Annotated in this window: 18 protein-coding genes, 1 other RNA gene and 2 pseudogenes; 9 read left to right on the top strand and 12 right to left on the bottom strand. The window is 73.1% G+C overall.

Annotated elements, in window-relative coordinates; translation table 11 throughout:
- Positions 1 to 7 precede the first annotated feature (7 nt).
- Positions 8 to 391, top strand: coding sequence for a VOC family protein (locus tag N5875_RS27430; protein WP_318211414.1), 384 nt, complete (start codon positions 8 to 10; stop codon positions 389 to 391).
- A 154-nt stretch (positions 392 to 545) separates the two neighbouring features.
- Positions 546 to 1076, top strand: coding sequence for a DUF1203 domain-containing protein (locus N5875_RS27425; protein ID WP_338496783.1), 531 nt, complete (start codon positions 546 to 548; stop codon positions 1074 to 1076).
- A 40-nt stretch (positions 1077 to 1116) separates the two neighbouring features.
- Here N5875_RS27425 and N5875_RS27420 read toward each other — a convergent pair whose 3' ends face one another.
- The gene (locus tag N5875_RS27420) at positions 1117 to 2076 is read right to left on the bottom strand and encodes an SMP-30/gluconolactonase/LRE family protein (RefSeq protein WP_338496781.1); all 960 of its coding nucleotides are present in this window, start codon (positions 2074 to 2076) and stop codon (positions 1117 to 1119) included.
- A gap of 108 nt (positions 2077 to 2184) precedes the next feature.
- On the opposite strand from N5875_RS27420, the gene N5875_RS27415 reads away from it, so the two are divergent.
- On the top strand, positions 2185 to 2649 hold the full coding sequence (locus N5875_RS27415; RefSeq protein ID WP_318211417.1) for an Lrp/AsnC family transcriptional regulator: 465 nt from the start codon (positions 2185 to 2187) through the stop codon (positions 2647 to 2649).
- 99 nt (positions 2650 to 2748) lie between these two features.
- Here N5875_RS27415 and rnpB read toward each other — a convergent pair.
- An RNA gene (rnpB, locus tag N5875_RS27410) (RNase P RNA component class A) lies at positions 2749 to 3147 on the bottom strand.
- Positions 3148 to 3271: 124 nt separating this feature from the next.
- Entirely contained in the window at positions 3272 to 4714 is a 1443-nt protein-coding gene (locus tag N5875_RS27405) for an RNB domain-containing ribonuclease (RefSeq protein WP_318211418.1), read from the bottom strand.
- A gap of 236 nt (positions 4715 to 4950) precedes the next feature.
- On the opposite strand from N5875_RS27405, the gene yaaA reads away from it, so the two are divergent.
- Together yaaA and eda are read left to right on the top strand one after the other, a co-directional pair.
- Complete coding sequence (gene yaaA / locus N5875_RS27400) at positions 4951 to 5718, top strand: peroxide stress protein YaaA (RefSeq protein WP_318211419.1); 768 nt, start codon at positions 4951 to 4953, stop codon at positions 5716 to 5718.
- Between the two features lie 89 nt (positions 5719 to 5807).
- Positions 5808 to 6464 (top strand): bifunctional 4-hydroxy-2-oxoglutarate aldolase/2-dehydro-3-deoxy-phosphogluconate aldolase, encoded by a 657-nt coding sequence (eda, locus tag N5875_RS27395; protein WP_338499276.1) that lies wholly within the window; start codon positions 5808 to 5810, stop codon positions 6462 to 6464.
- Here the strand turns inward: eda and N5875_RS27390 are convergent.
- The 5 genes from N5875_RS27390 to N5875_RS27370 form a co-directional block, all read right to left on the bottom strand.
- On the bottom strand, positions 6445 to 7263 hold the full coding sequence (locus N5875_RS27390; protein ID WP_318211420.1) for a GNAT family N-acetyltransferase: 819 nt from the start codon (positions 7261 to 7263) through the stop codon (positions 6445 to 6447). The two genes, eda and N5875_RS27390, sit on opposite strands and share 20 nt — an antisense overlap.
- 212 nt (positions 7264 to 7475) lie before the next feature.
- The gene (locus tag N5875_RS27385; RefSeq protein ID WP_338496776.1) at positions 7476 to 9068 is read right to left on the bottom strand and encodes a bifunctional RNase H/acid phosphatase; all 1593 of its coding nucleotides are present in this window, start codon (positions 9066 to 9068) and stop codon (positions 7476 to 7478) included.
- Entirely contained in the window at positions 9068 to 9811 is a 744-nt protein-coding gene (locus tag N5875_RS27380; protein ID WP_318211450.1) for a C4-type zinc ribbon domain-containing protein, read from the bottom strand. The genes N5875_RS27385 and N5875_RS27380 overlap by 1 nt, the downstream gene beginning before the upstream one ends.
- The gene (locus N5875_RS27375) at positions 9808 to 10626 is read right to left on the bottom strand and encodes a Nif3-like dinuclear metal center hexameric protein (protein ID WP_318211421.1); all 819 of its coding nucleotides are present in this window, start codon (positions 10624 to 10626) and stop codon (positions 9808 to 9810) included. The genes N5875_RS27380 and N5875_RS27375 overlap by 4 nt, the downstream gene beginning before the upstream one ends.
- Before the next feature lie 243 nt (positions 10627 to 10869).
- Entirely contained in the window at positions 10870 to 11904 is a 1035-nt protein-coding gene (locus N5875_RS27370) for an iron-siderophore ABC transporter substrate-binding protein (RefSeq protein WP_318211422.1), read from the bottom strand.
- 228 nt (positions 11905 to 12132) lie between these two features.
- Between N5875_RS27370 and N5875_RS27365 the strand changes: the two genes are divergently transcribed.
- Positions 12133 to 13317, top strand: coding sequence for a hypothetical protein (locus tag N5875_RS27365; RefSeq protein ID WP_338496774.1), 1185 nt, complete (start codon positions 12133 to 12135; stop codon positions 13315 to 13317).
- A gap of 48 nt (positions 13318 to 13365) precedes the next feature.
- Positions 13366 to 13494, top strand: a complete 129-nt coding sequence (locus tag N5875_RS27360; protein ID WP_267499917.1) for a hypothetical protein — start codon at positions 13366 to 13368, stop codon at positions 13492 to 13494.
- A 144-nt stretch (positions 13495 to 13638) separates the two neighbouring features.
- On the opposite strand, the gene N5875_RS27355 is transcribed toward N5875_RS27360, so the two are convergent.
- Genes N5875_RS27355 through N5875_RS27345 form a run of 3 tightly spaced genes read right to left on the bottom strand, consistent with a single transcriptional unit; the run spans position 13639 to position 16551 of the window.
- Entirely contained in the window at positions 13639 to 14583 is a 945-nt protein-coding gene (locus N5875_RS27355) for a 3-oxoacyl-ACP reductase (RefSeq protein WP_318211424.1), read from the bottom strand.
- A 15-nt stretch (positions 14584 to 14598) separates the two neighbouring features.
- Complete coding sequence (locus N5875_RS27350) at positions 14599 to 15675, bottom strand: Zn-dependent alcohol dehydrogenase (RefSeq protein ID WP_318211425.1); 1077 nt, start codon at positions 15673 to 15675, stop codon at positions 14599 to 14601.
- Positions 15676 to 15696: 21 nt separating this feature from the next.
- Positions 15697 to 16551 (bottom strand): MaoC/PaaZ C-terminal domain-containing protein, encoded by an 855-nt coding sequence (locus N5875_RS27345; protein WP_318211426.1) that lies wholly within the window; start codon positions 16549 to 16551, stop codon positions 15697 to 15699.
- A gap of 259 nt (positions 16552 to 16810) precedes the next feature.
- Between N5875_RS27345 and N5875_RS27340 the strand changes: the two are divergent.
- Positions 16811 to 16966 (top strand): annotated as a pseudogene (locus tag N5875_RS27340) (sensor histidine kinase); the annotation flags it as partial.
- Positions 16963 to 17406: pseudogene (locus N5875_RS27335) on the top strand (response regulator transcription factor); the annotation flags it as partial. The pseudogenes N5875_RS27340 and N5875_RS27335, both read left to right, overlap by 4 nt.
- A 25-nt stretch (positions 17407 to 17431) precedes the next feature.
- Here N5875_RS27335 and N5875_RS27330 read toward each other — a convergent pair.
- Positions 17432 to 18718, bottom strand: a complete 1287-nt coding sequence (locus tag N5875_RS27330) for a phospholipase D-like domain-containing protein (RefSeq protein ID WP_338496766.1) — start codon at positions 18716 to 18718, stop codon at positions 17432 to 17434.
- Between the last annotated feature and the right edge of the window lie 2 nt (positions 18719 to 18720).

Here is an 18720-nt window from a genome sequence, read left to right as displayed (position 1 = left end):
GACGGCCATGGCATGCCGCATCAGTGAACTGGTCATCGACTGCGCCGATCCCGACCGGCTCGCCGCGTTCTGGAGCGAGGTCCTCGGCTACGTGGAGCTCGGCCGGGAGGGCGACGGAAGCATCGAGATCGGGCCGCCCGACGTCGGCTTCGGCGGTCCGCAGCCCACTCTCGTCCTCAGCCCCAGCAGCGACCCTCGCACGGGGAAACTGCCGCTGCACATCGACGTCAACCCCACAGACCGCGACCAGGACGCCGAGCTGGAGCGGCTGCTGGCGCTCGGCGCCAGGCCGGCGGACGTCGGTCAGACCGGCGCCGAGAACTGGCACGTCCTGATCGACCCGGAGGGCAACGAGTTCTGCCTCCTGCACCGTCGGCTCCAGCCGCTCTGAGCTACGTGGTGATCCACGTGTCGGTCGTCCGGACGGTCCCGCGGCTTCACCCGCAGGGGGCCGCGGATTCGGGGCCCCACCCAGGTCCCCGACCCGCACCTCCGTGTCCGAATTGCGCCAGCGCCCCCATCCCCGCCGCGCGACGCTGGCGGGTATGAGCACCGAGACCGAGACCACTACCGCCGCCTCCACCGCCTACGCCGCCCGCCCCATCGCGCCCTCGGCCCTCGCCGAGCTGCGGGTCACGGATGACGCGGGCCGCGCCTGCGCCCCGTACACCGTCACCGAAGGCGGTGACCCGCTCCGCTGCTGTCTGCGTCGCTCCGCCCCGGGAGAGCGGATCGCGCTCGTCTCGTACGCGCCGCTGCGGCGCTGGGCGGGCGAGACCGGGGCCGAGCCGGGCGCGTACGACGAGCAGGGGCCCGTCTTCGTCCACGCCGAGGAGTGCGGCGGCCCCGCGCCCTCGGAGACGTACCCCTTCGCCCATGCCGGTGCGCTTCGGACCCTCCGCCGGTACGACGCGGCGGGCCGCATCGTCGGGGGCCGGCTCCTGGAGATCCCGGAGGCGACGTCCGAGGGCTTCGACCGGGCCTTCGGGGAGGCCTTCGCCGACCCGGCCGTGGCACTGGTCCACGTCCGGGCGGTCGAGCATGGCTGCTTCCTCTTCGAGGTCCGTCGCCCCTGAACGACAGGCACCCCTGAACGACAGGCACCCCGCGGCCGGTTCAGCGGGAGCGCGGGGCCTGCCAGGGCCTGTGCCCGGGTCCGGTCGGGTGGGTGCCCGTGACGGCCATGACGACCGAGTAGAGGCTGGTCTCGGCGGCGATGAAGAGACGGTTGCGCTTGGCGCCGCCCCAGGCGATGTTGGCGACCGCCTCGGGGACGTTCAGCCGTCCGATCAGGGTGCCGTCGGGGTCGTAGCAGTGCACGCCGTCGTCCATCGCGGCCACCCAGAGCCGGCCGCCGTCGTCGAAGCGGAGGTTGTCGAAGCGGGCGTTCCCGCGGGCGGCGGCCTCGGCGAAGATGTCGCCGTCCGACAGCGTGCCGTCCTCGCGCACGTCGAAGACCCGGATGAAGCCCGCCCGGGTGTCGGAGACGAAGAGCTGCCGCTCGTCGGCCGAGAAGACGAGGCCGTTGGGTGCGGCGAAGCAGTCGGCGACCAGCCGCACGTCGCCCGTGTCCGGGGCGATGCGGTAGACGTTGTTGGCGCCGATCTCGCTCTCCGCGCGGTAGCCCTCGTAGTCGCTGGTGATGCCGAAGTCCGGGTCGGAGAACCAGATGGAGCCGTCGGACTTGACCGCCGCGTCGTTCGGGCTGTTCAGGCGCTTGCCCTGCCAGCGGTCGGCGAGGACGGTGATCGTGCCGTCGTGTTCGGTGCGGGTGACTCGCCGGTTGCCCTGCTCACAGGTGATCAGGCGGCCCTGGCAGTCGAGGGTGTTGCCGTTGGTGTGACCGGCGGTGCGGCGGAAGACGCTGACGGCGCCGGTCTCCTCGTCCCAGCGCAGCATCCGGTCGTTGGGGATGTCGCTCCAGACCACCTGCTTCCAGGCGGGGAGGTAGATCGGCCCCTCGGCCCAGCGGCAGCCGGTGTACAGGACCTCCAGGCCCTCGTCGCCGTTCATGCAGCGGCCGGTACGGAACCGGTCGTCGAACATCTCGTACAGTGCGGGGCGCTCGCTGGTCATGCGGGTTCCTTCCCATCCACACGGATGCCGTTCCGAATGCCGTACGGCTCACAGGGAAGATTGCCGAATGAGATACGGTCTTCGCAAGATCGGACCGAACGGAGAGTTGTGGATCACATCGACCGCGCCTTGCTGACGCACCTTCAGCAGGACGCCACCCAGTCCTACGCCGCCCTGGGCCAGGCCGTGGGCCTCTCGGCCGGAGCGGCCCACGAGCGCGTCCGGAAGCTGAGGGAGCGCGGCGCGATCCGGCGCACCACCGTCGAGGTGGACCCGGCGGCGGTGGGCGGTGCCGTCCTGGCGTACGTGATGGTCGACTCGGTCTCGTGGATGGGCGATTCGGCGCAGGACTTCGCCGCGCTCCCCGAGATCCTGGAGGCACACGTCATCGCCGGCAGCGCGTCGGTCCTCGTGAAGGTCAGGACGGCGACCACGGAGCAGTTGCAGGACGTGCTGCGCCGGATCTACGCGATCGACGGGGTCAGCGGAACGCAGGCCACGGTCGTACTGGAGACCTTCTTCGAGCGACCGGTCTCCCCGGAGCTCGGCGGCCCCGCCGAGCTGCCGGAATGACGGGACCGAGCGGGCTGCCGGAATGACGGTCCCGAGCGAACGAGAAGGGCCCCCGCCCAGGCACATCGCCTGGACGGGGGCCCTCCCCACGTGGGCCGACAGACGAGTCGGGCTGTACGCCGGGTTCTGTGCCCCGGGACCTCGCGGTCGTCGGGGCGACGGCCATCCATCTAGGACCGGCGTTGCCACCGGCCTCCTGCGGTCTACCCGCGAACTCGGGCGAGCAGCCCTCGAACGTCCGCGCAGGGACACCGAGGTGTCCCTTCTTGACCTTGCTCCGAGTGGGGTTTACCTAGCCGCCTGAGTCACCTCAGGCGCTGGTGGTCTCTTACACCACCGTTTCACCCTTACCGAGGACCGAAGTCCCCGGCGGTCTGTTTTCTGTGGCACTGTCCCGCGGGTCACCCCGGGTGGCCGTTAGCCACCACCCTGCTCTGTGGAGCCCGGACGTTCCTCGGGAAGATCCGAAGATCTCCACGCGGCCGTCCGCCCGGCTCGTCTGCCGTGCCGACCATGCTACCCGCCGATCAGGAGGGCGACGGACTCAGAGGAAGTCGGCGGTCTCCAGGTCGCTTCCACGCCGACGACGCGCGTGCCCTGTACCGCGAGCTCCGCCCGGCCGTCACGCGGGCGCGAACAGTACCTTCGCCCTCCCCGGGTCCGCTTCCGCGAGTCTGACCCGCAGCCACTCCCCCAGCGGCAGGCGTGTCGCGCCGCCCTCGATGCGGGCGACGACCGCCGGATCGTCCAGGTGGACGGTACCGACGGCCGGTTCGCGTTCCTTCACGTCGATCACGTACGCGTCGAAGATCTCGCCGACCCGTTCCCGCAGCAGCGCCGCCTCGACGATGTCGACGCTCTCGCGCTCCACGGTGTTGGCGCGGCGCGAGCCGGCGGCCATCTCGTCGGGGAGGGTGGGCAGGGCGGCCCGTACCCACTCGGGCGGTTCGTCGCCCGCCACCGCCGCCAGGCACAGCTCGCCCGCGTACCGGTCGGCGAGGCGGCGCAGGGGCGCGGTGCAGTGGGTGTACTCGTCGGCGACGGCGGCGTGCACGGCGGGGGTGGGGATGTGGCCGTCGGTGAAGACGGTGTACCCGGCGCCCCGGAGCAGGGTGGTGCACTCCTGGAGGAAGGCGGCGTGGCGGGGGTCGGTGGGGTCCGCGGCCCGGACGACGTCGGCGTACGAGACGTGGTGCGGCCAGTCGACGCCGAGGGCCTGCGCGGAGCGGCGCAGGCGGGCGACGGCGCCGTCGGGGGCGGTGGGGAGGGTGCGCAGGATGCCGGTGCCGGCGGCGGTCATGAGGTCGGCGGCGGCCATGCCGGTGAGCAGGGAGATCTGGGCGTTCCAGGCGTCGGCGGGGAGCGGGGCGCGGTAGGCGAGCGAGTAGGTGTGGTCCTGCTCGACGATCTCCTGTTCGGGGACGTTGAGGGAGATCCCGCCGCGTTCGGCTTCAAGGCGTTCGCGGAGGCGGCCGATGTCCCGGAGGAGGGCCACCGGTTCCTCGGCCGTTCCCGTGTCGATCTGCCGCTGCACGCCCGCGTAGTCGAGTTTGGCGCGGCTGCGGACGAGGGCTCGGCGGACGTCGGTGGCGACGCGGCGGCCGTCGGCGTCGAGGTCGATGCGCCAGAGGAGGGCGGGGCGGGGCTCGCCGGGGAGGAGGCTGGCGGCGCCCTCGGAGAGGACGGCGGGGTGGAGGGGGACCTTGCCGTCTGGGAAGTAGAGGGTGAGGACGCGCCGGTGGGCCTCGGCGTCGAGGGCGGAGCCGGGGGTGACGAAGGCGGCGACGTCGGCGATGGCGTAGTGGACGCGGTAGCCGCCGTCGGCTCTGCGGGCCAGGTGCATGGCCTGGTCGAGGTCGGTGGAGGTCGGCGGGTCGACGGTGAAGAAGGGCAGGTCGGTGGCGTCGTACGCGGGGAGCCGGGGGGCTTTCGCGGCAGCCTCGGCCTCGGCGAGGACGGCGGGTGGGAAGTCCTCGGGGATCGCGAGCTCGGTACGGAGTGCGCGCAGGGCGGCCCGCAGCGGAGCCTCGGCTGCGCCGGTCACGTGAATGTGGCGGCGGGGCATGGACCGAGCGTATGGGGAGGGGAGGGGCGCGGCACCTCGTACGGGGGGGGAGCGGCATCTCGTACGGAGGGGAGCGGTACCTCTCACGGAGGGGAACGGCACCTCGTACGGAAGGGCGCGGCCGCCGTCTCCGTGCGTGGGCGGCACCTCCGCCCGTACGGGACAGGGCGCCGTACCTCGTACGCTGGGCTCCTGGGGCCGCACCCCCATCCCCGTACGGACGAAGGAGAACCACCGTGCTCGTGCTGTTGCCGCCCTCCGAGGGCAAGGCCTCCTCGGGGCGCGGGGCGCCGCTCAAGCCGGAGTCGCTGTCCCTGCCGGGGCTCGCGGAGGCGCGGGCGGCGGTCCTGGACGAGCTGGTCGAGCTGTGCGCGGCCGACGAGGAGAAGGCACGCGAGGTGCTGGGCCTGAGCGAGGGTCTGCGCGGCGAGGTCGCGAAGAACGTGGAGCTGCGGACGGCGGGCGCGCGGCCGGCCGGGGAGATCTACACGGGCGTGCTGTACGACGCGCTCGGTCTGGCGACCCTGGACGCGGCGGCCAAGCGGCGGGCGGGGCGGTCCCTGCTGGTCTTCTCCGGGCTGTGGGGCGCGGTGCGGGTGACGGACCGGATCCCGTCGTACCGCTGCTCGATGGGGGTCAAGCTGCCGGGGCTCGGCGCGCTCGGCGGGCACTGGCGGGGCGCGATGGCCTCCGTGCTGCCCGAGGCGGCCGGGGAGGGGCTCGTGCTGGACCTGCGCTCGTCGGCGTACGCGTCGGCGTGGAAGCCGAAGGGCGAGGTGGCGGCGCGGACGGCGACGGTGCGGGTGCTGCACGCGCCGACCCGGAAGGTGGTCAGCCACTTCAACAAGGCGACGAAGGGCCGGATCGTCCGGAGCCTCCTTGAGGCGGGGGCGGCCCCGCGTTCGCCGGAGGAGTTGGTGGCGGCGCTGCGGGACCTGAGGTACGTGGTGGAGGAGAGCGGGAAGCCGGGGGCGCTGGACGTGCTGGTGGACGAGATCCACTGATCCATTGATCCACTGATCATTCATTGCACCCTGCGCAACGATCGTTGCGTGGGGCGCTCGGCGTGGGGAGGATGAGGCCCATGACGAGCGTGACGAGCGTGTTCGACCTGGCCCCGGAAGCCTCTCCCGTACCGGTGGTCCCGGTGGTCGTGATCGAGGACGCCGCCGACGCCGTGCCGCTCGCCCGGGCCCTGGTGGCCGGCGGGCTTCCGCTCGTCGAGGTCACCCTGCGCACGCCGGCCGCGCTCGACGCCGTGCGCGCCATCGCGGCCGAGGTGCCGGACGCGGTCGTCGGCGTGGGGACGGTCGTCTCGGCGGCCGGCGTCGGGGACGCGGTCGGCGCCGGGGCGCGGTTCCTGGTCAGCCCCGGCTGGACGGAGCGGCTGCTCGGCGCGATGCGCGACTCGGGCCTGCCCTTCCTCCCCGGTGTGTCGACGACCTCGGAGGTCGTGGCCCTGCTCGAACAGGGCGTGGCGGACATGAAGTTCTTCCCGGCCGAGGCGGCGGGCGGCGTCCCGTACCTGAAGTCCCTCGCGGGGCCGCTCCCCCGGGCCCGGTTCTGCCCGACGGGCGGTGTCTCGCTCGCCTCCGCCCCCACCTACCTCTCCCTCCCGAACGTCGGCTGCGTCGGCGGTACGTGGATGCTGCCGCCCGATGCTCTCGCGGCCCGCGACTGGGGGCGGGTGGAGGCGCTGGCGCGCGAGGCGGCGGCACTGCGGGGGCCGGTCAGCGTGCCGTCCCGGTGAACTCCACCCCCAGGTGGTCGAGCACCGGTCGGTAGCCGAGGCGCTGGTAGAGGGCGTTGCTGGTGGGGTTGGAGAGGTGTGTGAAGAGCAGGACCTGAGCGGCGCCGCCGTCCAGGGCGGCGCGGCTGACGGCCTCGGTGACGCCGGCCGCGTAACCCCGGCCGCGTTCGGTGGGCGGGGTGTAGACGAGGTGGACGCGGGCCTGGCCCTCAAGCGTGCGGGAGACGCTCGCCATCGACACCGGGCGCCCGTCGGGGTCCTCCCAGAGGAGCAGGCGGCCGTCGGAGATCCGGTCCGTGACCAGCTCGGTGAAGGCGGTGGGGTCGGCGTCGGGGTCCTCTCCGATGTCGCGGGAGAACTCCCTCGCCCAGGCGGCGGCGAGCGGGATGTCGGCCGGGCCGGCCACGCGCTCGCGTCCGGCGGGGGCGGGGTCCGGCGGGGTGAGGGTGCCGAGCCGGAAGAGCCGCATCCGGGCGGTGGGCGCCCAGGGGCGGCCGGTGGCGTTCGCGAAGGCCTCGACGGCGTCCGTCTCGCCCCGCAGGGCCGTCGGCTCCTCCTCGTCGTCGAGGGTGGCGAGCGCGCGGGCCGCTTCCACCGTGATCGCCCCGAAGGCGGGCACGCGCGGCGGGGACACCACGAGGACTCCTGTGACACGGCCGTCGGGCTCGGTCCACCAGCCGAGGCGGCCGGCGGTGTCCATCATCGTGAGGACGGCGGTGTTACGGGCGGGCTCGGCGGCGAGCAGGGGTGCGGCGGCCGCACGGAAGGCGGCCGGGTCCTCGGTGAAGTGCCACGTCATGAACGGTGATGGTGGTACGAGGGTGGGGCGGCGCGCCACCCTCTTGCACGACTCCTCCTGCGGAGGGCTCCGCTCCCGTGCACCGCTCCCCGTGCGGAGGGGCCCTCCTGCTGCCGGAGGCGCCGCTCGCTCGCCGGGGAACGCGCTCCCCTGCCGGAGGCCGCCGCCCGGGTGCGCCGCGCCTGCGAGAGGTTCCCGCTCCCCCGTTCCCCCTACCTCAGGTGGGAGGTGTCGTTGAGGAGGCGTACGGACGCGTTGCCGTCGGCGTAGTAGGCGACCGCCGAGATCGACGCGGCCGACAGCTCCATCCGGAACAGCGACTCCGGCGGGGCGCCGAGCGCGAGCCGGATCAGGGTCTTGATGGGCGTGACGTGGGTGACGAGGAGGACGGTCCGGCCCGCGTAGGCGGCGGTGAGCCGGTCACGGGTCGCGGCCACGCGGCGGGCGACGGTCGCGAAGCTCTCGCCTCCGCCGGTGGGCGCGGCCTTCGGTGAGGCGAGCCACGCGTCGAGGTCCTCGGGGTACCGGTCCCGCACCTCACCGAACGTCAGCCCTTCCCAGGCACCGAAGTCGGTCTCCCGCAGCCCCTGCTCGACGCGCACGTCGAGCCCGAGGCGGGTGGCGACGGCGGCGGCCGTCTGGCGGCAGCGGGTGAGCGGCGAGCTGACGATCTCCTGGATGGTGCCGCGCGCGGCGAGCGCCTCCGCGACGGCCTCGGCCTGCCGGAGGCCGGCCGCCGAGAGCTCGGGATCGGTCCCCCCGCTGCCGGAGAACCGCTTCTCGGGCGTGAGCGCGGTCTCGCCGTGCCGGAGGAGCACGAAGGTGGCGGGCGCGCTCATGTCGGGCCCACCGGACCAGCCCTGCCGGGGGGCGGTGCCGCTCTGCGGCTGCGTGGCGGGGGCCGTCGCGACGCGGGCGGCCTCGGCGCGGTCGGCCTCCGGGCCGGCGCCCTCAGGACCTGCGTCCTCGGCCCTGCCCGCCGCCGCGGGCGTCGCGGGCGCCGCCCCGGTCGTCTCCGGCGGGTGGGTGCGCGCGGTACGGCCCGTGGGGGCCGTGGCGCCTGCCTGTGCCTCGAAGTCCCCTGAGGCCGGGTCAGGCACCGGAGCCGTGAGGGCCTCGTCGGCGGCGAACAGGCCGTCGTCCGGCGCGGTGGTCGTGCCCGACGGCCGCGACACGCCGCTCGGCCAGGCGGCCGCGACCGGGACGGAGGGCCCGGTGGCCTCCGTGGCGCCCGGTCGCGTGCCCAGCGCCGCGCGGGCGCGGGCCGCGCCCGCCGTCGCGTCGCCCGGAGGGCCCGAGGGCGCCGGGGGGAGGGTCGCGGCGTTGCGGGCGGCCGCGGCGTCCAGGGCGGCCGTCGAGTCGGACGGCTCCCACTGGCGGCCGCGCTTGCCCGCGTCCATCGCCTCGTTCGCGAGCCGGTCCGCGTGCTTGTTGCGCTCGCGCGGGATCCACTCGTAGCGGACCCGGCCCGCCGGGAAGACCCGGCCCGCCTCGGCCGCGAGCGGCTTCATGTCCGGGTGCTTGATCTTCCAGCGGCCGGACATCTGCTCGACGACCAGCTTGGAGTCCATCCGGACGTGGACGGTGGCGTCGGGGAACAGCGACCGCGCCGCCTTCAGGCCCGCCACCAGGCCCTTGTACTCGGCGACGTTGTTCGTCGCCACGCCGATGTACTCGGCCGCCTCCGCGAGGGTCTCGCCCGTCACCGGATCCAGGACCACGGCGCCGTACCCGGCGGGCCCCGGGTTGCCCCGGGAACCGCCGTCCGCCTCGACGATCACCTCACGCGAGGACGACGACGTCATTACAGGCCGGACTCCGACGTGCGGACCAGGATCCGGCGGCAGTTCTCGCAGCGCAGGACCTCGTCCTTGGCGGCGGCACGGACCTCGTTCAGCTCGGTGATGTTGAGCTCGATGTGGCAGCCCTCGCACTTGCGCTGGTACAGCCGGGCCGCGCCGACCCCGCCCTGCTGCACGCGCAGCTTCTCGTACAGCTTCAGGAGGTCCGCGGGGACGGTGCCCGCGACGAGCTCGCGCTCCTTCTCCACGGACGCCTCCTCGGCGGCGAACTCGCCCTCGGCGGCGTCGCGGCGGGCGGTCGCGTCGTCCGTCTTGGCCTGGACGGCGGAGACCCGCTCGTTCAGCTCGGTGAGACGCTCCTGCACGGACTCGCGGCGCTCCATGACCTCCAGGACGATCTCCTCGAGGTCGCCCTGGCGCTTGGCGAGGGAGACGATCTCGCGCTGGAGGTTCTCCAGGTCCTTCGGGGAGGACACGGCGCCCGAGTCGAGGCGCTGCTGGTCGCGCGCGGCCCGCTGGCGGACCTGGTCGACGTCCTGCTCGGCCTTGGTCTGCTCACGGCCGCAGTCGCTCTCCTCGGTCTGCGCGGCGACGAGCAGGTCGCGCAGCTGGGTGAGGTCCTTGGTCAGCGACTCGATCTCGGCGTGCTCGGGCAGCGACCGGCGCTTGTGCGCGAGCTGCTGGAGGCGGACGTCGAGGGCCTGGACGTCGAGGAGGCGGATCTGGTCGGCGGGCGCGGCGTTCAGTTGGGGGCTCCAGGGGAGGTGTGGTGGGAGGACCAGGGGTCGGTGACCGTCTTCGAGACGTGGACGCGGAGGTCCCAGCCCTGACGGTCGGAAATCTCGTCGAGCTGGGCGGCGGCCTGCTCGCACCAGGGCCACTCGGTGGCCCAGTGGGCGGCGTCGACCAGGCCGAGCGGTGAGTGCTGGGTCGCCTCGGAGGCGGGGTGGTGGCGCAGGTCGGCGGTGAGGAAGGCGTCCACGCCGGCGGCCCGTACGGCGTCGAAGAGGCTGTCTCCGGAGCCGCCGCTGACGGCGACGCGGCGCACGGTCATGCCGGGGTCGCCCGCGACCCGGATGCCCTGCGCGGTGGCGGGCAGCCGCTTCGCCGCGCGGGCGGCGAACTCGGCGAGGGTCTCGGGGTGGTCGAGCTCGCAGATCCGGCCGAGGTTGTTCTCGGGGACGAGGGGGCCGGTGACCCGGAGGTCGAGCGCGCCGGCGAGGGCGTCGGAGACGCCGGGGTCGGCGGTGTCGGCGTTGGTGTGCGCGACGTGGAGGGCGATGTCGTGCTTGATGAGGTGGTGCACGACGCGGCCCTTGAAGTGGCCTGCCGCGACGGTCGTCGTCCCGCGGAGGTAGAGCGGGTGGTGGGTGACGATCAGGTCGGCGCCGAGGGCGATCGCCTCGTCGACGATCTCCTGGACGGGGTCGACGGCGAAGAGCACACGGGTGACCTCGGCGTCGGGGTCACCGCAGACGGTGCCGACGGCGTCCCACGACTCGGCCCGCTCTGGTGGCCAGAGGGCGTCGAGCGCGGCGATGACTTCAGACAGACGGGGCACGAGGAAAGGCTACCTGGCCCGCCTTCGCGGCTGGTACCGGCGCCGTTGCGGTACGGACGACGGACGACCCCCGGCACCGTTGCGGTACGGACGACGGACGACCCCCGGCACCATTGCGGCGCCTACGGCAGGGGCGCCCCCGTCGCCCTCCGCCCCGACGGCGGGCGACCCCCGGCGCCGTCGGCCGGCGTCGGGGGTCGCTCGTTCACCGCTTGCCTCGTGTTGCCTGACGAGGCAACCGCGTTACTTGACGAGGTAGCCGCGCAGGTCGTCGAGGACCACGTTCGCCGCCGTCACGCCGAGGCCCAGGTACCAGGTCTCGTCCGGGACGTCCTTGGCCTGGCCGGCCTTGACGGCCTTGAGGTTCTTCCAGAGCGGGTTGGCCTGGGCGGTGTCCTTCTTGGTGGCCTTGGCCTCGCCGTACACGCCGGTGAAGATCCAGTCGCCGTCGGCCTCGTCGATCTTCTCCGGGCTGATCTCGGCCGCGAGGTCGTTGATCTGCTGGTTCTTGGGCCGCGGCAGGCCGGTGTCCTCGAGGATCGTGCCGATGAAGGACGCCTTCGCGTACAGGCGGATCTTGCCGGGGAGGTAGCGGACCATCGAGACGGTCGGCTTGTTCGGGCCGATCTCCGTGCCGAGCTGCTTCGCCTTGGTCTCGTACGCGGAGAGCTTCTCCTTCGCCTCGGCGGTCTTGTCGAGCGCGGCGGCGTTGAGGAGGTAGTTCTCCTTCCAGGTGAAGCCCGGACGGATGGAGAACACGGTCGGCGCGATCTTCGACAGCTCGTCGTACTTGTCCGCGGCGCGCAGCTGGCTGCCGAGGATCAGGTCGGGCTGGAGGTTGGCGATGGCCTCGAGGTTGAGGTTGTTGATCGTGCCGACGGACTTCGGGGCTCCGGCGTCCTTCTGGAGGTAGGCCGGGATGCCGTCGTCACCCTCCGCGGGGGCGTAGCCGACGGGCTTGATGCCGAGGGAGACGACGTTGTCGAACTCGCCGACGTCGAGGACGACGACCCGCTTCGGGGCGGCCGGCAGCTCGGTCTTGCCGAGGGCGTGCGTCAGGGTGCGCGGGAACTGGCCGGCCTTGGCGTCCGTGCCCATGGCCGCGGTCTTCGCGGCGGCGTCGCCGAAGTCCTTGCCGCCGGTGGCGACGTCCTTCTTCTTGGACGTGTCCTCCTTCTTGGAGGCGTCGGATCCTCCGTCGCCTCCTCCGCAGGCCGCGAGCGAGAGCGCGGCGGCGAGGGCGACGACGGCGGCGGTGCCGCGGCGGCGGAGGGACATGAGAAGGCTCCTGTACGGGTCCTGGCGGGAAATACGGGCGCGACCGGCCGGAGCCACGGACTCCGTTTAGGTTCGCCTTACCTTACTCATCACTGGCAACTCCAGCACAACCACCCCCCACCCCTCAGCGGAATCGTCACAGCACCACCCTTATGTGTGAAGTGACCCTGCTCGTGTTGTTCGGCTGGAAGTGCGAAAACTAGCTTCGTGGCCGGAGGTGACGAGTCGATGACAGCGTGTGCCATCGAGACCACGGCCGAGGACGACGACCGCGACGGGGAGCACCCCGGCCGCGGCGCCCGGCCGACGGAGTTCACGACGGGTCTCACGATCACGGCGAACGGCGCGTACGCGGCCAGGCTCGCGGGCGACGGCGACGCCCTGTACGTGGAGAGGTGGACGCTCGACGGCCCGGAGCCGTACGCCGTCCCGCTCCCCCTCGACCAGCCGGAGGAGCCCGGCACCCAGCTGCTGCCCCTGGCCGACGGCCGGGTCCTGGTCGCCCGCCGCGTGGACGGGCGGCGGAACACGTTCTCGCTGCTCTACCCCACGGGCCCGGCCACCGGGGAACTCCGGCTCGGCTCCGTGGAGGCCCCGGGCTCCGAGCGTCTGGTGCTGCTGCCGCCTTCCCCCGACGGCATCTGCGCGTACGCCATGTGCGTCGGCCCCGACACGACCACGCTGTGGCTGGTCGCGGGCGGGGCCTTCGGTCCCGAGCAGGTCGCGGAGGTGAAGGGCCGGTGCGCGGGCGGGGTGTGGCTCGACCGTACGGGCCGGATGCTCGCGCTCGACCGGCGGCTTGACGACGGGCCGGTGAAGGCGGTCGCCGTCGACCTGGAGCGGGGCGGGGAGGTGACGCCGCTGCTGCAGATCACCGAGGACAGCAACGACCGGCTGCTCCTCGCGGATCCGGACAGCGGGCTGCTCCTGATCCGTTCCGACGCGCCGTCACCGGGGCACGACCGGCTCGGCTGGGGCGTGCTCGGCAGTCTGCTGCCGGTGCGCTTCCCGGAGTGCCTGCGGCTCGACGACGCGGCGGTGACGCCGTTCGCCGTCCAGCCGGGGCAGGTCCTGATGCCCGAGACCTGCGCGGTGGCGCTGCGGATCGACGCGGCGGGCGGCAGCTGGGTGGGGACGTGGCAGCCCGTGGCCCGCCGGATGGGCCAACTGGCCGCACCCGTGGGGTGGCTGGCCGGGGCGGGCCTGTGGACGGCGGGGGGCGTGCTCCGGCTGCCGTACGCGACGGCCGGGGCGCCCTGCGGTCTCGCGGACGTGGAGGCGCCGCCGGTGCCGGAGCCGGAGCGCGATCCGGTGGCGGTGACCGTGGCCGCTGAGGCCGTCGAGGAGCCCCGCGTGTGCCGTCCCGTGCCGTTGCAGCAGGCTCCCCTCACGGACGGGAAACCCGCTGGCTAGACTCTCGGGCTGCACAGCACGACCGATGTCAACGGGGTGAGTTCGACCATGTCGGAAAACAGCACGACCGGGCAGGAGCCGAACGGCTCCGGCAAGCACCGCGGGGACGCCGCGCCGACGGAGGACTCCGCATCCTCCCCGCACGGCCGACACCGCCGCGAGCCCGTCTCGCAGTAACGAAGTACCGAGAAGTACCGAGCAGTACCGAGCAGTTCCAGGTCGAGCGAAGGGCCCCGGGTCGCCCCGGGGCCCTTCGTCTTCCCCACCATCCCTCCGGCCGAGCCGCACCCCGGCCGGTGGTCACCCCCGGTCCCCCTGGTCTCAGCCCTTCTTCAGGCCGAGGACCTCCGACGCCGCGAAGGTCTCGCCCGCCGGGCGGGACGCGTAGTGCGGGGTCAGGAGGCCGTCCAGTTCCTCGTACGTGAACGCCTCCTTGGCCGTGTCGAACTTGGCCGCCACCCGCGGCCGGTCCACGATCGCGACCATCCCGCCGTGGACGACGAGCAGTTGGCCGTTGACCGCGGCGGCCGCCGGGGAGGCGAGGTAGCCGACGAGCGGCGCCACGTGCTCGGGGGACAGCGGGTCGAGGTCGCCCTCGGCCGTCGGCTCGGCGAAGCCGGCGAACACGTCCTCCGTCATCCGGGTGCGCGCCCGGGGGCAGATGGCGTTCGCCGTCACCCCGTACCGGGCGAGCGCGAGCGCCGTCGAGGTCGTCAGGCCCACGATGCCGCCCTTGGCCGCCGCGTAGTTGGGCTGTCCGGCCGAACCGGCGAGGAAGGCCTCGGAGGAGGTGTTGACGATCCGGCCGTACACGCCGGACTCCCCCGCCTTCGCCCGGGTCCTCCAGTGCACCGCCGCGAAGTGCGTGGTGTTGAAGTGGCCCTTGAGGTGGACCCGTATGACCGAGTCCCACTCCTCCTCGCTCATCGAGAAGACCATCCGGTCGCGCAGGATGCCCGCGTTGTTGACCAGGATGTCCAGCTTGCCGAACTCGGCCACGGCCAGGTCGGTCAGGGCCCGTGCCGTCTCGAAGTCGGCGATGTCGCCGAGGTGCGCGACCGCCCTGCCGCCCGTCGCGCGGATCTCCGCGGCGACCTCCTCGGCGGGCGCGGCGGAGGCCGCGCCCGAGCCGTCGCGCCCCGGCTGTCCGTAGTCGTTGACGACGACGGCCGCGCCGAGCCGGGCGAGTTCCAGGGCCTCGGCGCGGCCGAGACCGCGCCCGGCGCCGGTGACGATCGCGCTCAGGCCCTCTAGGGGGAGTGACATCTCGCAGGTGTCCTCTCAGATCTCGATGCAGGTACGGAGGGCCGCGCCGGTCCGCATCTGCTCCAGGGCCTCGTTGATGCCCGCGAGCGGTACGCGGTGGGTGATGAGCGACTCCAGGTCGATGCGGCCGGCCCGCCAGAGCGCGATGGCCCGCTCGTAGGAGCGGAGCACGTCGCCGCCGCCGTACATGGAGGGCAGGATCCGCTTCTCGTCGAAGAACAGCTCGAACATGCTGAGCTGGAGGTAGTCGTCGAGGGCGCCCGCGCCGACGACGCAGAGGGTGCCGCCGCGCCGGGTGTTCTCGTACGCGGTACGGGCGGTGGCCGACTTGCCGACGACCTCGAAGACGTAGTCGAAGCCCTCGCCCGCGGTGATCCGCTGCTTGGCGTCGGCCAGCGCGTCGGGGGCGACGGCCTCGGTGGCGCCGAAGCGCAGCGCGGCCTCGCGGCGCGACTCGACGGGGTCGACGGCGACGATCTGGGCTGCGCCCTGGAGCTTGGCGCCCTGGATCGCGGAGATGCCGACGCCTCCGCAGCCGATGACGGCGACCGACGAACCGGCCTCCACCTTGGCCGTGTTGATGGCGGCGCCGAGGCCGGTGGTGACGCCGCAGCCGATGAGGGCGGCGATGTCGAAGGGCACGTCGTCGGGGATCGGGACGGCGCAGCCCGCGTCGACGACGACCTCCTCGGTGAAGGTGCCGGTGCCGGCGAAGCCGAAGACCTCACCGCCGGGGCGCTTGAAGTTGGGCGTGCCGGCGTTCATGAACCCGGCCAGGCAGAGTTGGGTCTGGCCGCGCTTGCAGGCGGGACAGCTGCCGCAGGCGGGCAGCCAGCAGAGCAGGACCCGCTGGCCCTGGGTGAGTCCGGTGACGCCGTCGCCGACGTCGAGGATCTCGCCCGCCCCCTCGTGGCCGGGGATGAAGGGGGCGGGCTGCGGGAGGACGCCGCTCATCGCGGAGACGTCGGAGTGGCAGAGGCCGGTGGCCCGGACCCGGATCCTCACCTTGCCGGGGCCGAAGCCCACCGCCTCGACGTCGTCGACGACTTCGAGCTTGTCCTGACCGATCTCGTGCAGTACGGCTGCGCGCATGGTGCGGCTCCAATCAGGCGATCAGGAGTGTTCGACGAGGGTGTCGGCGAGGACCGGGGCGTCGTCGCGCTCCACGGCCGTCACCGCCAATTGGACGCGGCCGTCCCCGGCCCACATCCGGATGCGCAGGGTCTCGCCGGGGAAGACGATCCCGGCGAATCGGGTGCGGTACGAGCGGACGCGGGTGACGTCGCCGCCGAGCACCGCGTCCACCACCGCCTTGAGGGTCATGCCGTACGTGCAGAGGCCGTGCAGGATCGGCCGCTCGAAGCCCGCGAGCTTCGCGAACTCGGGGTCGGCGTGGAGCGGGTTCCAGTCGCCGGAGAGCCGGTAGAGGAGCGCCTGCTCCTCGCGTACGGGGCGTTCGACGGTCCTGTCGGGCTCGCGGTCGGGCAGCGCGAGGCGCTCGGAAGGGCCGCGGTCGCCGCCCCAGCCGCCTTCGCCGCGGACGAAGATCTGGGCGTCGCTGGTCCAGAGCGGGCCGTCGGCGTCGGAGGCCTCGGAGCGAAGGACGAGGACGGCTGCCTTGCCCTTGTCGTACACGGCGGCGACGCGGGAGGTGGAGACGGCGCGGCCGGCGACGGGGACGGGGCGGTGGAGGGTGACCGTCTGGCCGCCGTGCAGGACGGCGGCGAGGTCGATGTCGATGCCGGGGGCGGAGAGCCCGCCGACGACGCCCATGCCGGCGCCCGCGACGGTCGCGAAGCTGGGCAGGACGTGGAGCTTGGATTCGAGGGTGTAGCGGAGCTCGTCGGGGTCGGTCGCCGGGATTCCGGCGCCCAGTCCCAGGTGGTAGAGCTGGACGTCCTTGTGGTCCCAGGAGATCTCGGCGCTGCGGGGTTCGGCGGCGACGGCCTTGGCGGGGTCGATGGGCATCGGGCTGCTGCTCCTCGTGGCGGTGAAGACCTCGGCGCGGCCGTCCGCACCGTCGGCCGCACCGAGGCCGTGCGGGGACCGTCCCGGACGCGGCCGTTCTAGAACGCGTTCTAGGTCGGTGGCCCCCATGTATAGCCGAGGCGGCAGGAGTTGGGAACCCTCCCGGCAGTCGCTAGCTGACGGTACGTCAGAGATGTGGTCACCGGCGACGGGCGGGGCCGGGCCGACGGCCGGGCGGGGCCGGGCCGACGGCGGCACGCCGGGCAGCGGACCGCGGGGCTTGCGCGCGCGGGTCGCGGCGCCAGGAGGCACTCTTGATTCGGGACCGGCTCCACTGGGCGGGTCCCGGGTCACCGCGGAGCTCCCCGTGGAGACCCCCGTCCCGCACGCACGCGAGGGGGAGCCGACGGCATGATCCGACTGCTGCTGGCGGAGGACCAGGGGACGACGCGCGGAGCGCTGGCCCTGCTGCTCGGGATGGAGCACGACATGGAGGTCGTCGCGCAGGTGGGCCGGGGCGACGAGATCGTGGACGCGGCGCTGCTCGCGCGGCCCGACGTGGCGCTGCTCGACATCGACCTGCCGGGCCGTTCGGGCCTGGACGCGGCGGCGGACCTGCGGACGGAGGCCCCGGACTGCCGGGTCCTGATCCTCACGACCTTCGCCCGCCCCGGGTACCTCCGCCGTGCCATGGAGGCGGGCGCGGCGGGGTTCCTGGTGAAGGACGGCCCCGTGGAGGAGCTGGCCGAGTCGATCCGTCAGGTCCTGCGGGGAGAGACGGTCATCGACCCGGCCCTCGCGGCGGCGTCGCTCGGTGCGGAGCCGGACCCGCTCACGGCCCGTGAACGGGACGCCCAGGGGTGACTGTGGATCCCGGCGTCTACCGGCCCTCGATCGCGGCCGCGCGCTGGGCCTCGAAGTTCCCCACGTACGCGTCGAAGACCGTCGCGTCCTCGTACTTGAGCAGCGTCTCGTCGTTGTACCTGAGCGCCGTCACCGTGTAGGTGTGGCTGCCGGTGAAGACGATCTTCTTGTTCACGCCGCCGTTGTACGTGCCCTCGACCAGCAGGTACTTGGTGTGGGAGTCGGAGCCGCCGCGCTTGTCGTTGTCGAGCTGGTGCAGGGTGATGCGGCCCTTCCCCGTCACCGGCCTGGTCAGCCAGTTGGCGACCTGTCCCATGGGCTTGTCGTCGGCCGTCCAGTTGTCGAGCGACCGGTAGACGATCTCGATGTCGCACCCCGCGTTGGCGAGTTCCCACAGTTTCCTGGCCACCTCGGTGCGGGTGATGTGGCCCTGGGCGATGCGGATCTTCGTACGGCCGTCCGCGGTGCCGAAGCCCGGGGAGTTCCCCGTGCAGGAGTCCGGGGTGCCGACCGGCGCCACCGTCCCGAGGATGTTGACGACCGTGTCGGTGCTGGACCGCGGGAAGAAGTAGACCTTCGCCTGGCCCGCCTGGGTGTCGTGCGCGTAGTCCGCGACCTGGGGCGTCTGTCCGATGGCGGCCGCCGCCTGGTCGTCGAAGTACCGGGTGTACGCGTCGAACAGTTCCGTGTTGTCGGCGACGGTCAGCGCGTCGTTCCACCAGTCGTCGGTGTCGTTGGCGGTGAGGTTCCCGGAGCCCTGCACCACGACGCGGTCGACCGGGACGGTGCCCTTGCCCTTGGTGCGGGAGAACAGGAAGAACTTGTTGTGGTTGACGTTGTCGTACGTGCCGTTCGGATCCGCGGCCGTGGTGCCCGGGTCCAGGGCCAGGCAGGCTTCCTCAGCCTTGCAGCCGCGGACCCAGGAGTCGGGGCTGCCCGCCGGGTCCGCGAGCCGGCTCTTCAGCGTGTCGAGCCCCGTGGACCTGCTGTCGTTGTCGACGACGACCTGGACGGACACGCCCCTCTTGTGGGCGTCGCCCAGCTTGTTGGCCAGGTAGACGGAGTGGAAGAGGTACAGGGAGATCCGGATGGACGACCCCGGCTCCGCGCCGTCGACGAGGCCCGCCAGGTGGGAGAGGATCCGCCCCCTGGCGGAGGCGTCGGCGCTGTTGGGGTCGTTGAACACGGCGCCGGTGGTGACGGCCAGGACCGGTTCCGCCGAGGCCGACGGCGCGACCAGGAGGGACGCGCCGACGGCCAGCGCGGTCGCGGCGGTTCTGAACTTGTTCTTGATCGATATCACCC

The organism is Streptomyces sp. SJL17-4, from assembly GCF_036826855.1.
In the GTDB taxonomy this organism is placed as follows: domain Bacteria; phylum Actinomycetota; class Actinomycetes; order Streptomycetales; family Streptomycetaceae; genus Streptomyces.
The sequence above is the reverse complement of the archived record's forward strand: the minus strand, read 5'-3'. Positions and strand labels throughout refer to the sequence as shown.